11 protein-coding genes and 1 riboswitch are annotated in these 13,846 nt (G+C 65.9%); of the genes, 1 reads left to right on the forward strand and 10 read right to left on the reverse strand.

Translation table 11 applies throughout. The annotated features are described in order from the left end of the window. Window positions 1–43 precede the first annotated feature (43 nt). The 7 genes from H7J86_RS11750 to H7J86_RS11780 form a co-directional block, all read right to left on the reverse strand. Window positions 44–1,882, reverse strand: a complete 1,839-nt coding sequence (locus H7J86_RS11750; protein WP_267291114.1) for an ABC transporter ATP-binding protein — start codon at window positions 1,880–1,882, stop codon at window positions 44–46. Window positions 1,883–1,957: 75 nt separating this feature from the next. Next, window positions 1,958–2,644 carry a VldE C-terminal domain-containing protein gene (locus H7J86_RS11755; RefSeq protein WP_090358993.1) on the reverse strand — a complete coding sequence of 229 codons (687 nt, stop codon included), beginning with the start codon at window positions 2,642–2,644 and terminating at the stop codon, window positions 1,958–1,960. Window positions 2,645–2,802: 158 nt separating this feature from the next. Next, window positions 2,803–3,798, reverse strand: coding sequence for an ABC transporter ATP-binding protein (locus H7J86_RS11760; protein ID WP_267291117.1), 996 nt, complete (start codon window positions 3,796–3,798; stop codon window positions 2,803–2,805). Then, window positions 3,795–4,796 carry an ABC transporter ATP-binding protein gene (locus H7J86_RS11765; protein ID WP_267291119.1) on the reverse strand — a complete coding sequence of 334 codons (1,002 nt, stop codon included), beginning with the start codon at window positions 4,794–4,796 and terminating at the stop codon, window positions 3,795–3,797. The genes H7J86_RS11760 and H7J86_RS11765 overlap by 4 nt, the downstream gene beginning before the upstream one ends. After that, on the reverse strand, window positions 4,793–5,755 hold the full coding sequence (locus H7J86_RS11770; RefSeq protein ID WP_090358532.1) for an ABC transporter permease: 963 nt from the start codon (window positions 5,753–5,755) through the stop codon (window positions 4,793–4,795). The genes H7J86_RS11765 and H7J86_RS11770 overlap by 4 nt, the downstream gene beginning before the upstream one ends. Before the next feature lie 3 nt (window positions 5,756–5,758). After that, complete coding sequence (locus H7J86_RS11775) at window positions 5,759–6,796, reverse strand: ABC transporter permease (protein WP_090358530.1); 1,038 nt, start codon at window positions 6,794–6,796, stop codon at window positions 5,759–5,761. Beyond that, the gene (locus H7J86_RS11780) at window positions 6,797–8,413 is read right to left on the reverse strand and encodes an ABC transporter substrate-binding protein (protein WP_267292877.1); all 1,617 of its coding nucleotides are present in this window, start codon (window positions 8,411–8,413) and stop codon (window positions 6,797–6,799) included. A 380-nt stretch (window positions 8,414–8,793) separates the two neighbouring features. Then, a riboswitch (cobalamin riboswitch) is annotated at window positions 8,794–9,002 on the forward strand. A gap of 132 nt (window positions 9,003–9,134) precedes the next feature. On the opposite strand from H7J86_RS11780, the gene metE reads away from it, so the two are divergent. Continuing rightward, window positions 9,135–11,435 carry a 5-methyltetrahydropteroyltriglutamate--homocysteine S-methyltransferase gene (gene metE / locus H7J86_RS11785; RefSeq protein ID WP_372517259.1) on the forward strand — a complete coding sequence of 767 codons (2,301 nt, stop codon included), beginning with the start codon at window positions 9,135–9,137 and terminating at the stop codon, window positions 11,433–11,435. 67 nt (window positions 11,436–11,502) lie between these two features. On the opposite strand, the gene H7J86_RS11790 is transcribed toward metE, so the two are convergent. The 3 genes from H7J86_RS11790 to prpB are packed head-to-tail and all read right to left on the reverse strand — an operon-like array spanning window position 11,503 to window position 13,834. Continuing rightward, the gene (locus H7J86_RS11790; RefSeq protein WP_308204839.1) at window positions 11,503–11,844 is read right to left on the reverse strand and encodes a WhiB family transcriptional regulator; all 342 of its coding nucleotides are present in this window, start codon (window positions 11,842–11,844) and stop codon (window positions 11,503–11,505) included. Beyond that, window positions 11,841–12,965 carry a bifunctional 2-methylcitrate synthase/citrate synthase gene (locus H7J86_RS11795; protein ID WP_187098038.1) on the reverse strand — a complete coding sequence of 375 codons (1,125 nt, stop codon included), beginning with the start codon at window positions 12,963–12,965 and terminating at the stop codon, window positions 11,841–11,843. The genes H7J86_RS11790 and H7J86_RS11795 overlap by 4 nt, the downstream gene beginning before the upstream one ends. Then, a complete protein-coding gene (gene prpB, locus H7J86_RS11800) occupies window positions 12,962–13,834 on the reverse strand; it encodes a methylisocitrate lyase (RefSeq protein WP_276065335.1) in 873 nt (290 codons plus the stop codon). Before prpB ends, H7J86_RS11795 begins: the two co-directional genes overlap by 4 nt. Between the last annotated feature and the right edge of the window lie 12 nt (window positions 13,835–13,846).

Here is a 13,846-nt window from a genome sequence, read left to right on the forward strand (position 1 = left end):
TCGTTCAACCTCTGTTCGGGTCCTGTTAACTGACCGCCGATCTTCAGCCCACCTCGGCGTTCTGCGCCTCGTAGAGCCGCTTGTAGAGGCCACCCTGCGCAATCAGCGAACGGTGATCGCCCGACTGGGCTATCCGGCCGTTTTCGAGCACCAGGATCCGGTCGGCGACGGCGGCGATGAAATCCATATCGTGGCTGATCACCAAGCAGGTACGGTCCCGGGCATAACCCCGGATCACACCGGTCAGCCGGGCCCGCTGATCGGCGTCCAGATTCTCGGTCGGCTCGTCGAGCAGGAGCACCTCGGGCCTGCGCAGCAGGCAACGCGCCAGTGCGATGAGCCGTTTCTGTCCGCCGGAGGGCACCTGGACGTCGATCACCGTGTCGTAGCCGTCGAACATCTTCACCGGGTCGGTGATGACGGAATGGATACCCGCCTGGGTACAGGCCGCCTCGATCTCGGCGTCGCTGGCCTCCGGACGAGCCAGCCTCAGGTTGGCCCGGATGGTGTCCTTGGTGAAGAACGGGAACTGGGCGAGCTTGGAGACCTGCTCGCGCAACGAGTCCACGGTGACGGCCGCGATGTCACGCCCGTCGAGCAGGATGCGTCCGCCTTGTGGATCCAGGAACCGCAGCATCAGGTTGAACACGGTCGACTTGCCCGAACCGATACCGCCGACCAGCGCGACGGTCTCCCCGTCGGCGACGGTGAACGAGAGTCCGTCCAGCACCGCATGATCGGGCGTATAGCCGAAGGTGACCTCATCGAACACCAGATTGCCCCGTACCGGCCCGAGTGCGGTGGCGCCGGGGATCTGCACCACCGACGGGCGGGTGTCGAGCAGTTCGTAGGTCGAGGTCGCGTTGGGCGCCACAGATTTATAGGTCGTGTACGCACCCATGACCCGTTGCGCCGCACCGAACATCGTCGGCACCATGCCCGCGAACACCAGCAGACCGGCGAAGGTCAATCCGAAGTCGTCGCTGAAACTCACCCCGACGAGCAGCACCACCACCGTGCTGAGCGCGACGAAGATCTGAGAACCGTTGGCAGTGGCCTGCATCCACGCCACCGAGGACGCGCCCGCCTTCGCCGCATTCTCGGATACCTCGTGAAAGCGCTTGCTACGCAACGGCTGTGCATTGAACATCTGGATTTCGGAGATACCGCTGACGGTCTGCTCCAGCTCCGTGGACATGGCACGGTCGGCGGTCATCTCGTGGTGCACCGCCGACTGGACGCGCGCACCCGCGAACCGGAGCGTGAACAGCGCCAGCGGGGTGAGCACCAGCGAGGCCACCGTCATCTGCCAGCAGATGATCATCAGATACCCGATGGCCGACAGCAGCACGAGGCTGTCGATGAGCGGCGGCATGAGACATCCGGTCAACAACCTCTGTACACCCGAGGATTCCGCGGTGACCCGCTGGATCAATTCACCGGTGCGTGAGCGGGCGAAGAAATCCATCGACAGCGTCTGCAGGTGGTCGTGCACCCGCTGCCGAATGTCGACCACCAGGATCTGTTCGACCTTCGCACCCACCCAGCCGTTGACGAAATACATCAACTGGGTCAGCACCAGCGATACCGCCCAGGTGGCCAACAGCACCGCGAACGGCACCGAACCGGCCACCGAATGCAGCAACCCGTCCTCGCGGGCTACCAACGGCCCCCGCAGCTCCCACACCCCGCTCAGGTTGCCGCCCTGTCCCGCATCGGCGACCACCTGCATCATCGGCCCGAACGCCGCCGCCGAGACGTACGGCAGGGACGAGGCGATGACGCCGAGCAGCAGGGAGATCACGATGAGTCCCCGTACCGCACGGAGCATGCCCAGGCTGCGCCAGATCAGCCGCGGGGCAGCGGCAATGGATTGGGCCAATGAGTGCCACCTTCTCTCGCAATGTCGAGATCAGGATGCGGTATGGCGGGAGCGCGAGCGCGGTAAAACCCGCATTCAGCGGGGATAGACCTCGCTGCCGGTGGGGTAGCCGCCACCGGTGGTGGTGATGTGGACGTGGTCGTAATGTCCGTAGCCGCCGCTCTGCGCGCCGCCCGGCGTGTAGTAGACGCCGCGCCAGATGGCGTCCTGGATGCCGAACCGGACCGCGTTCTTCAGGACGAAGGAGACGATCTCGTTGCCCAGCGCGATCCCGGTGGCCGAACTGGGGTTCGGGATCATGACATCGAGGGCAAGACCGTCCGGATGCCAGCGCAGCGCGTCCGGACGCACGCCGCCGATGCTGTGGATCTCCGGAAACGTCGCGCTGATGGTCCGGGACACCAGGATGGTGCGGACCTGCAGGCCCCGCTCGGGTGCCAGACCGACGGGCAGTAGCAGCGGCCGGGTGTCCAGCCGCCAGCGCGACGCGGTGCCGGTCTGGGCTGCGGCGAAGCTGACCTGGGGTTGCACCGCGGTGGGCGCCGAGGAGAAGGCTGCGGGCGCGGCAACGATCTCCAGGCCGTAGGGCACGTCATCGGCGACCGTGACGACGTGCTCGACCACGGGTTCGGCCGCGCGGCCGGCGGCCAGTGGCTGCACATCGCCTGCCGCCGCGGCCAGCATCGCCGCTGGTACGAGCGCGGCCACAGCCAGCGAAGACGGCCTGGGGGCACGCCTGCGGACTAATGCGTGTCGGCTCACCGACTGCACATTACGACCGAGACGGGGCATACGCAGCAACTTCCGATATCTGACCGTGCACTGGTTGTTACAGTTTCGTGATCATAACCGGGCGTGTCGCCGGCGCTCAAATTCAGCGGGAATGCGGTGACGCGGGCAGAAGCTGCCGGCAGGAGTCCTCAGTCGAGATGTCGCGGGTGGTGACAGGCCGCGACATGCCCGGATTCGGCCGACGCGGTGTGGTCGACCAGCGCGGGCTCGTCGCTCTCACAGACCCCCGTCGACCACGGGCAACGGGTGTGGAATCGACACCCCCCGGGTGGGTTGATGGGACTGGGGACATCGCCCTCGAGCACCAGCCGTTCCCGGGCGGCATTGCGCCGTGGGTCCGGGACAGGCACCGCCGAGAGCAGGGCGGTGGAGTACGGGTGCATCGGGTGGTCGTACAGGTTCGAGGCCCAGGCACTCTCCACGACCTTGCCCAGGTACATGACCGCGACCCGGTTCGACACGTGCCGAACGACACCGAGATCGTGCGCGACGAACAGATAGGACAGCCCGAACTCGTCCTGCAGGTCTTTGAGCAGGTTGACGATCTGCGCCTGGACCGACACGTCCAGCGCCGAGACGGGTTCGTCGGCGATGATCAGCTTCGGCCGCAGCGCCAGCGCCCTGGCGATCCCGATGCGCTGCCGCTGGCCACCGGAGAACTCGTGCGGGAAGCGGTCGGCGTGTTCGGGCCGCAATCCGACCCGGTCCAGCAGATCACGGACCTTCGTCGTGACGTCCCGCCCGCTGGCCAGGCCGTGCAACTCCATCGGCGCACCGATGATCTGACCGACCCGCTTACGCGGATTCAGCGAGGCGTAGGGGTCCTGGAAGATCATCTGCATCTGGCGGCGTACGGCGCGCAGTTCACGGGGGCTCTTGCCCACCAGTTCCTCGCCGGCGAAACGCACCGATCCCGATGTCGGTGTGCTCAGCTGCATGATCAGCCGGCACAGCGTCGACTTTCCACAACCGGATTCGCCCACCAGCCCGAGGGTCTCCCCCTCGTCCAGGGTCAGGCTGACGCCGTCGACCGCACGGACCCGGCCGGTCTCCCGGTCGATGACGACACCGGATTTGATCGGGAAGTGCTTCACCAGGTCGGTGACCTCCAGGAGGGGGCTCATGTGGTCACCGGCTTGCGCAGCCCGATTCGGCCGTCCACCACTCGCAGGGTGCGCTTCTGCTCGTCATCAAGCCAGCATCGATCCCGGTGCAGCGGTGGCGGTTCGGCGCATCTGTCGAAGACGTGCGGACAGCGGGGGGCGAATCGGCAGCCGGGCGGCAGGTCGGTCAACGACGGTGGCGCTCCGGCGATCTGGGCCAGCCGCTCCGGGTTGGGCTGGTCGAGTCGGGGCAGTGAACCCAACAGGCCCCAGGTGTAGGGATGCTGCGGGTCGTAGAACAGCTCGTCCAGGCTCGCCTCTTCGACGATCTGACCGGCATACATCACCGCCACCCGGTCGGCGACCTCGGCGACCACACCCAGATCGTGGGTGATCAACACAACGGCCAGGCCACGTTCGGAGTTCAGCCGCGCCAACAGCCGCAGGATCTGCGCCTGCACCGTCACGTCGAGGGCGGTGGTCGGTTCGTCGGCGATCAGCACGTCGGGATCAAGCGACAGCGCCATCGCGATCATCACCCGCTGCCGCATGCCGCCGGAGAACTCGTGTGGGTAATCCCGCACGCGCCGTTCGGGATTCGGGATGCCCACCGAGCGCAACAGCTCCACGGCACGGTCCCGCGCCTCGGCCTTGGACACGTCACGGTGCGCCCGGATCATCTCGATCAGCTGGTCGCCGACGCGATAGACCGGATTCAGCGAGGTCATCGGGTCTTGGAAGATCATCGCGATCCGCTCGCCGCGCACCGCCCGCCAGCCATTGTCGTCCAGCTCGTTCAGATCGGTGCCGTCGAAGTGCACCGCGCCGCCGATGGTGGCGTTCGGTGCTCGGGTCAAGCCGAGCAGAGTCTGTGCGGTCACGCTCTTGCCCGAGCCCGATTCGCCGACGATGGCCAAGATCTCGCCCGCATCGAGCCCGAACGACACACCGTCGACGGCCCGCACCTCCCCGCCGTCGGTGGCGAAACTGACGGTCAGCCCGTCGACTTGCAGCATCATGCCGGTGCCGCCTCTCCGAGCCGGATCCGTGGGTCGAGGAAGGCGTACAGGATGTCGACGATGGTGTTGAACAACACGATGAAGAACGCACCGAACATGGTGACTCCCATCAGCGGCGGCAGGTCCAGACTGCCGATCGCCTGCCCGGCGTACAACCCGACCCCGTTGAGGTTGAACACCGTTTCGGTGAGGATCGCGCCGCCACCGACGACCACCCCGAAGTCGAGCCCGAACATCGTCACGATCGGAATCATCGAGTTACGCAACACATGCCGCAACCGCACCTGCCTCTCACCGATTCCCTTGGCCCGCGCGGTGCGGACGTAATCCTCGTTCATCACGTCGAGCATGTTGGCGCGCAGCACCCGGCTGTAGAAGCCCACGTAGAGCACCGCCAGGGTGATCCACGGCAGCACCAGGTGGTAGGCCCATTGTGCCGGGTTCTTGGTCAGTGGGACATAACTGCTCGTCGGGAACAACTGGGCCTTGAAACTCAAGTAGTACAACAGGATTGCGGCGAGCCAGAACACCGGCATGGAGATCCCGGTCAATGCCAGGATGGACAGCAGCCGGTCGGTGAACTTCCCCGAGTGCACCGCCGACAGATATCCGAAGACGATCGCCAGGGTCATCCACAGCACCGCCGCACCGATGCACAGCGAGAACGTGGCGGGCAGGCCCTTCCAGATCTGCTCGACGACATTCTGCGAGCTGGCATACGAGGTGAGTTCGCCGGTGAAGATCTGCCTCATCATGGTCAGGTACTGCACCGGAAGTGGTTGATCCAGACCGAGGTCGGCACTCACCCGCGCGATGAGCGCCGGGTCGGCGTTCTTGCCGGCGATGCGCACCGCCGGGTCGGAGTTGGGAATCACGTTGAAGATGACGAAGATCAGGACGGTGATCGCGAACAACACGGCGATCATGCCCAGCACACGGCGCGCGGCGAATCGGAGCATGTCTCAGTGCTCCATCCGGATCTTGGCCCGCGGATCCAGCGCATCGCGCAGGCCGTCACCGAACACGTTCAGCGACAGCACGGTCAGCACGATCATCGCGCCCGGAACGATCGTCAGGTGCGGTGCGGTGTAGATGGTCTGATAGCCATCGGCGATCATCGTGCCCCAGGAGGCGTTCGGCGCCCGCACGCCGGCACCCAGGAAGGACAGCGCGGATTCCAGCAGCATGTTGTTCGCGATGTTCAGCGTGAAGAACACGATGACGGTGGACACCGTATTGGGCAGCAGTTCGGAGAACATGATCCGCCACGGCCCCATGCCCTGGGAGACCGCGGCTTCGACGAACTCCTTCTCCCGCAGCGCGAGCACCTCGCCACGGATGGGTCGCGCCATATAGGGCACGTACACCAGGCCGATGATCAGGATCGGGATCCACAGTGAGTCCCCGGCGATGGTCAGGGAGCCGATCTTCAAGCCCCCCAGCGCAAGTGCCGTGCCCAGGGCGATACCCAGCAGCAACACCGGGAAGGCCCACACCACATCCATCACCCGGGAGAGCACCGCGTCGATCCAGCCGCGGTAGAAACCGCACAGCAGTCCCACCACCACGGCGAGCACCGTGGTCACCACGGCCGCGGCCACACCGATGAAGATCGAGGTGCGCCCGCCGTAGAGCAGCCGGACCATGACATCGCGGCCGTTCTGATCGGCGCCGAGCAGGTAGCGCCCGCGCAGTCCCGGACCGATCGGCGTGCCGTCGGCAGACACCACGTCGGTCTGGTGACCGTCGACCAGGGTCTTGTCGGTGATGTGGTTCTCGTTGGGACCGGTATGGGCGACATGCTCGGACCACAGCGGTGCCGCCAGACACGTCAGCACGATCAGCAGGAACAGCACACCGAATGCGAGCGCCGCCCGGTTGCGGCGCAACCGGATCCACGCCAGATACCAGGGGCTGCGGCCTCGGATCTGTTCCGGCGGGACGCCGACGGGTAGAACAGGCTCACCCGGCGCTACGACGTCCCCGACGGGGGCGCCCATCTACTTGAGCGCCAGCGCGGACCAGTCCTGGTTGAACAGGAGATGCGGAATCGTCTTGTCGAAGTCGATGCGCTCCGAGACGAAGGTGGCGAACTCCTCGTTTCCGTAGGGCGCCCACACCGCCTGTTCCATGTACTTGCGGTCCAGCTCGGCATACTGCTTCTTGACATCGTCGGACATCTGGTGGGTGCGCAGCTCATCGGCCTTCGCATCCAGTTCGGGGATGCTCACCCGGGAGTAGTTGTTGCTGTTGGTCGGCAGGATGCTCGCACCGTTGAGCAGCGGACGGAAGAAGTCGTCCGGATGCGGGAAGTCCTGGAACCAGTCGGCGAACCCGGTGTCGACATCGGGGGTGGACTGGTTGCCGATGGTGGCCCAGTAGACGTCTCCGGCGATCACCTTGAGCGTGGCGTTGAAGCCCAACTGGGTGAGCACGTCGTGGTAGTACTCGCCGATCCGCTTGCGGTCCGGTTCGTCGTCGGTCCACACCGTGATGTCCTTGTCGGCCGGATTCGCCTCGGCGATAAGGGCTTTCGCCTTGTTCAGGTCGGGTCCAGGGTAGAGCTTGTACTCTTCGTAGCCCGGCATCCCCGGCGGCAGGATCTGCTGGGTCGGATGCAAGCGGCCGCCGAACACCCGATTGAGCGCCTCCGGGTCGATCGCATAGTTGATGGCCTGGCGAACCCGGATGTCGTTGAACGGGGCTGTCTTGTTGTTCATCCAGAAGTAGTAGGTGTTGATCGAATCCTCCAACCGGAATCGGTTGCCGAACTTTGCCTTCACCTCGGCGAGGCGGTCGGCGTCGGGCGGATCGACCATGAAGTCGATGGTGTTCTGCTCGACACCGGTGACCTGGGCCGAGTTGCTCTTGTTCTGGGTGACGGTGATCTTGTCGACCTTCGCGTCGGCCACCTCGGTGGCTCCGGCGTCCTTGACCGTCTTGAAGTTCGGGTTGCGCTCCAGGGTGAGCGTCTGCGGCGCTTCGACTTTGGTGATCCGGAACGGCCCGCTGGACGGCGGCGGGTTGTTGGTGGCGTCCTCGGTCAACGGTGCACTCGGCGGCACCGGGGCGGCGAACGCCAGCGCCAGGACGTTGTCGAAGGTGCCGTTGGCCTCGGTCAGCGTGATGGTGATATCTCCGGTGGCGTCATCGGTGGTGATACCGCTGATCTTGTCGGCCTTACCCGCCGCGTACTCCTCGGTGCCGACGATCGGCTTGTAGAACACCGACCCGCCCGAGTCCGCCTTGAACAGACGCTGGATGGCGTAGGCGAAGTCCGAGGCCTTGATGGGGGTACCGTCGGAGTACTTCATATTGGGCCGCAACGTCAATTTATAGGTCTTACCGTCCGCCGAGACCTCCGGCATCGCCTTGGCCAGCCCGGGAACGACCGTGGTGCCCTCGGTGCCCTTCGCGTGCTTGTAGGTCAGCAGCGGCGTGTAGACGTTGTAGAGCACTTCCCACCCCTCGACGGTGTAGGACAGTTGCGGATCCACGTAGTCGGGGAACGACGTCAGCGAGATGTTGATCTCGCCGCCGCCGCCTCCGGCGTTCTCCGAAGAGTCGCCACCGCACGCCGCGACCGCTGACGCGGTCAGCGCGACCACGAGCGCCATTGTCCCGAAAGTCCGCGCTTTGCGCAGCCTGCTCATCCGCTCCCCCTTGCTTGCCTCGGATACCCATCCGATGTCCATAAACTGTACGCCACCCCAACGGGCTGTGGACCATCTTTGAGGAAAACTCGCAGTCGGCAACTCGAGATTTCAGAATCGGTTTTCGCGGTGCCGCGAAAAGCCCAGCATGACAGTGACAATCGCGATCATTTGTCAGGTCGACGCCATGACGCGGATTCACCGGGCAGACCGTGTGCGCGCAGTGCAGTCGGGCGGCAAACCGCCAGGCCGGAGTTGCTTCACGGCCCGGAACCACCGATTGCGCGGCGCGGTAGAGTACCCCTCGCAGCTGGTTTTTCCGTCGGCACGCAGATGTGTCGACGGTATCGAGCAGCATCGCCGGTGACGGTGGTGCTGCGAGAGGGAACCCGGTGAGAATCCGGGACTGTCCCGCAGCGGTGAGCAGGAACGAACGCCGTCATGAGCACTGGTGTGCAGCACAACGAGCACTGGGAAGCGACGGCCGGTAGGAACACCCGGTTACGGGTGTGCGCCTGTGAGTCCGAAGACCTGCCAGCTGTGCCGGGCGCGCCGCGTCCGGCGGCGCATCGCCTCGTGGACTGGGCGTATGGCCGGCATGGTCGCCGTATCCGTGATGCGGTGGCCCTTTCGGCTGCACGTTCTAGGGCGGTGGGCTTCCCCCTGTTCGAAGGACAACATCGCCGTGACTGCACCCTCTGCATCCCCGACACCCTCAGCATCCCCGACCTTCCGCGCCACCGTGCTCGGCTCACCGCGCATCGGTGCCCATCGCGAACTCAAACGGGCCACCGAGAGCTACTGGGCGGGACGGATCGACCGTGCCCAGCTCGAATCCGTGGCGGCAGGTCTGCGCTCGGCCACCCGCGCAACGCTCGCCGGCGCCGGCCTGGACTCGGTCCCGGTCAACACGTTCTCCTACTACGACCAGGTGCTCGACACCACCGTCCTGCTGGGTGCCCTGCCACCACGGGTCGACGCCGTGCCGGACGATCTGGATCGCTACTTCGCCGCGGCCCGTGGCACCGCCGACATCCTGCCGCTGGAGATGACGAAGTGGTTCGATACCAACTACCACTACCTCGTTCCCGAGATCGGGCCCGCGACGACATTTCACCTCAACCCGGGCAAGGTCCTCAGTGAACTGGCCGAGGCTCAGGCGCAGGGCATCCCCGCCCGTCCGGTGGTCATCGGGCCCCTGACATTCCTGGCCCTGTCCAAAGCCGTCGACGGGGGCCCGGCTCCCATCGAGCGCCTCGACGAACTGCTGCCGCTCTACCGCGACCTGCTCGAACAGCTGGCCGGCGCAGGTGCCCGGTGGGTTCAGCTCGATGAGCCGGTGCTGGTCACCGACACCCTCGACGATCCCGCCGCTCTGGCCGAACGCGTCTACCAGTACCTCGGCGAAACCAGCAGCCGTCCAGCACTTTTCGTCGCCACCTACTTCGGCGCGCTCGACGGTGCGCTGCCGGCGCTGGCGAGGACCCCGGTCGAGGCGATCGGGGTCGACCTGGTCGCCGGCGGCGACCGGGCGCCGGCAGCCATCCCCGAGCTCGCCGACAAGCTCCTGGTGGCCGGAGTCGTGGACGGCCGCAACATCTGGGCGACCGACCTGGAGTCGGCGCTGGGCACGCTGGCGCGATTGTCGGGATCGGCCGGGGCGGTGGCTGTTTCGACGTCATGCTCCACCTTGCACGTCCCGTACTCCCTGGATCAGGAGACGGAACTCGATGCGGCGCTGCGCAGTTGGCTCGCCTTCGGCGCCGAGAAAGTCGCCGAGGTGGCGACGCTGGCCACGGCGCTGCGTGACGGGCGGGAGTCGGTGGCCGACGCGATCGCCGCTTCTGCGGCAGCGGTGGCATCCCGCAAGTCCGATCCGCGTCTGCACAACAGTGCGGTCCGGGCTCGACTGCAGACCGTGCTGGCCTCAGGGATCGCCCGCGGGCCCGCGGACCGGCGGCGGGCCCGCCAAGATGCCCGTCTGCACCTTCCGGCACTGGCCACCACCACCATCGGCTCGTACCCACAGACCGTCGAGATCCGAAAGGCGCGCGCCGCCATGAAATCCGGCGAGATCACCCCGGCCGAGTACGAGCGGCGGATGAAGGCCGAGATCGCGGAGGTGATCCGACTGCAGGAAGCGATCGGGCTGGATGTGCTGGTGCACGGCGAACCCGAGCGCAACGATATGGTGCAGTACTTCGCCGAACAGCTGGACGGCTTCTTCGCCACCCAGAACGGTTGGGTGCAGTCCTACGGCACCCGATGCGTCCGTCCGCCGATCCTGTACGGCGACGTGGTCCGACCGAAACCGATGACCGTCGACTGGGCCACCTACGCACAATCGCTCACCACCAAGCCGGTCAAGGGCATGCTGACCGGTCCGGTCACGATCCTGGCGTGGTCGTTCGTGCGTGATGATCAACCGTTGGCGGACAGCGCGAACCAGATCGCGCTGGCGATCCGTGACGAGACCGTCGACCTGGAGTCGGCCGGCATCACGATCATCCAGGTCGACGAGCCCGCCCTGCGCGAGTTGCTGCCGTTGCGGTCCCATCAGAAAGAGGCCTACCTCCGGTGGGCAGTCGGGGCCTTCCGGCTCTCCACCTCCGGAGTCGGCGACAGCACCCAGATCCACACGCACCTGTGTTACTCGGAGTTCGGTGAGATCATCGGCGCTATCGCGGATCTGGACGCCGATGTGACCTCGATCGAGGCGGCGCGTTCACATATGGAGGTACTGGACGACCTCAATGCGATCGGGTTCTCCACCAGCGTGGGCCCGGGTGTCTACGACATCCACTCCCCGCGGGTGCCCGGCACCGAGGAGATCGCCGAATCTCTGCGTGCCGCGGTGCGAGCCATCCCCGCCGGCCGGCTCTGGGTGAACCCCGACTGCGGCCTGAAGACGCGCAGCACCGACGAGGTGACCGCGGCCCTGCAGAATCTGGTGCAGGCCGCCGAGCTGGTACGCGCCGAGCAGTGAACAGCATCGTGCCCCGGAATCCGACGCGGATTCCGGGGCACGATCTCGGTACGGCGATGAGCTCCGTTCAGGTGGGGCGACATTCGTCCTGAATCAGGAACAGCCTGGCGCGATCGGTCTCTGACATACCACCCCAGATTCCGAAATCCTCGCCGTTGTCGAGCGCGAATCCCGCGCACTCCCACTTCACCGGACACGTCGTACAGATCTCCCGAGCCAGTGCCAGTCGTCGGCGCCTGGCTTGCGAACGTTCGCCGTCGGGGTGAAAGAACAGGTCGGGGTCGCTGTCCCGACACCGAGCCCGGTTCCGCCAATCACCGGTTCCCGACCGATCACGCCCATCGGCCCACTGAGACTCCGATATCCGCCTTCGCGGTGCCGGGTTCGCGACCAGAGCGCCGATGCTCACGTGAGTGCGCGCTGCGGATGTCCGCTGTACTCACTGAGCGGGCGGATGAGGGCATTGGACGCGGCCTGCTCCATGATGTGCGCGGTCCACCCGGTGATCCGGCTCATCACGAAGATCGGGGTGAAGCTGGCGATATCGAAACCCATCAGGTAATACGCCGGGCCGGTAGGGAAATCCAGATTCGGTTTGATCGCGGTGGCCGCGAACATGTCCTGTTCCAGCCGGTGGTAGATATCCAGCCAGCGACGCCCGTCTCGCGCCATCGCGACGCGTTCGAACGCGGCCTTCATGGTCGGCACCCGCGAGTCACCGTTGCGGTAGACCCGGTGCCCGAACCCCATCACCTTCTCTTTGCGGGACAGTTTGCCGTGCAACCAGTCCGACGCCCGCTCGGCTGAGCCGATCTCCAGCATGTCGTGCATGACGGCCTCATTCGCGCCGCCGTGCAAGGAGCCCTTGAGGGCACCGATGGCCGCGGTCACCGCGCTGTAGATATCGGACTGCGTCGAGGTGACGACGCGGGCAGCGAACGTCGACGCGTTGAAGCTGTGCTCGGCGTAGAGCACCATGGACTGCTCGAAAGCCGCCACGATCACCTTGTCGGGCACTTCCCCCAGCGCCATCCGCAGAAAGTTCTCCGAGTAACCGAGGTGGCTGTGCGGTGCGATCGGATCCAGGCCGCGCCGGCGGCGCATATCTGCGGCGACGATCGTGGGCAGCGCCGCGAACATCCGAAGGGATTTCTCGTAATTCGCCGATTCGGAGGCATCGTCTTCCTCGGGGTCCTCGGCGCCCAGGTAGCTGATCGCCGTACGCACCACGTCCATCGGGTGGCAGGTATCGGGCAGCTTGGCCAGCAGCGACTGCAGGGAGCGGTCGATGCGCCGCGAGGCCCGTTCGCGCTGGGTGAACTGGGCCAGTTCCGCGTCGGTCGGCAGCTCCCCGTGCCACAGCAGGTAGGCGACCTGCTCGAAGCCGCAGTGGGTGGCCAGATCTTGGACCGGATATCCGCGGTAGGTCAACGAGTTCGTCTCCGGGACCACCTTGGAGATGGCCGTGGTGTCGACCACGACTCCGGCCAGTCCCTTGAAGATCTGCGGCTTGTCCTCGACAACACTCATCGCTGCGCCCCCTGAAGGCTGAAGTTGAAGATGTCGGAATCGAATTGGTTGTAGTCGGCGTACCGCAGCAGTTCGTAGAGCCGGCCGCGGTGTTGCATGCGATCGAGCAGCCCGGATTGCGTTCCGGTGCTCTCGATTTCACGGAGTCCGGTCTCGACCGCGTGCATGGCCAACCGCAGCGTGGTGACCGGGTAGATGACGGCGTTGTAGCCGATCTCGGCCAGCTGACTCGCCGTGAGCAGCGGCGATTTCCCGAACTCGGTCATATTGGCCAGCAGTGGCGTTGCCACGGCCGCGCGAAACTGCTCGAAATCGGCCGGCGTGTGCAGCGCCTCGGTGAAGATCAGGTCGGCACCGGCATCGGCATAGGCCTTGGCGCGGTCGATCGCCGCGGGGATCCCCTCGATACCCGCGGCGTCGGTGCGGGCGCAGATGACGAAGTTGGGATCGCGGCGGGCGGCCACCGCCGCTCGCAGCCGTGTCACCATCGTCGCGATGTCGACCACGGTCTTGCCGTCGAGATGCCCGCAGCGTTTCGGGTTGACCTGATCTTCCAGGTGCAACCCGGCCAGGCCCGCCTCTTCGAGCAGGGTGACGGTGCGCGCCGCATTCATCGGTTCACCGAAGCCGGTGTCGGCATCGATGAGGGTCGGCAGGTCGGTCGCGGAGGCGATCTGCGCGCCCCGGCCGGTCACCTCGGCCAGCGTGGTCAGCCCGATATCGGGCAGGCCGAGGTCGGCGGAGAGCACCGCGCCGGACACATATACGCCGTCGAAGCCGATATCCGCGACCAGTTTGGCGACCAGTGGCGAGAAGGCACCCGGGAAGCGCTGCAGACGACCGGAGTTCAGTGCGTCGCGAAACCTCATGCGTTTGTCGGC

Source organism: Mycobacterium hackensackense, assembly GCF_025822555.1.
Lineage (GTDB): Bacteria > Actinomycetota > Actinomycetes > Mycobacteriales > Mycobacteriaceae > Mycobacterium > Mycobacterium fluoranthenivorans.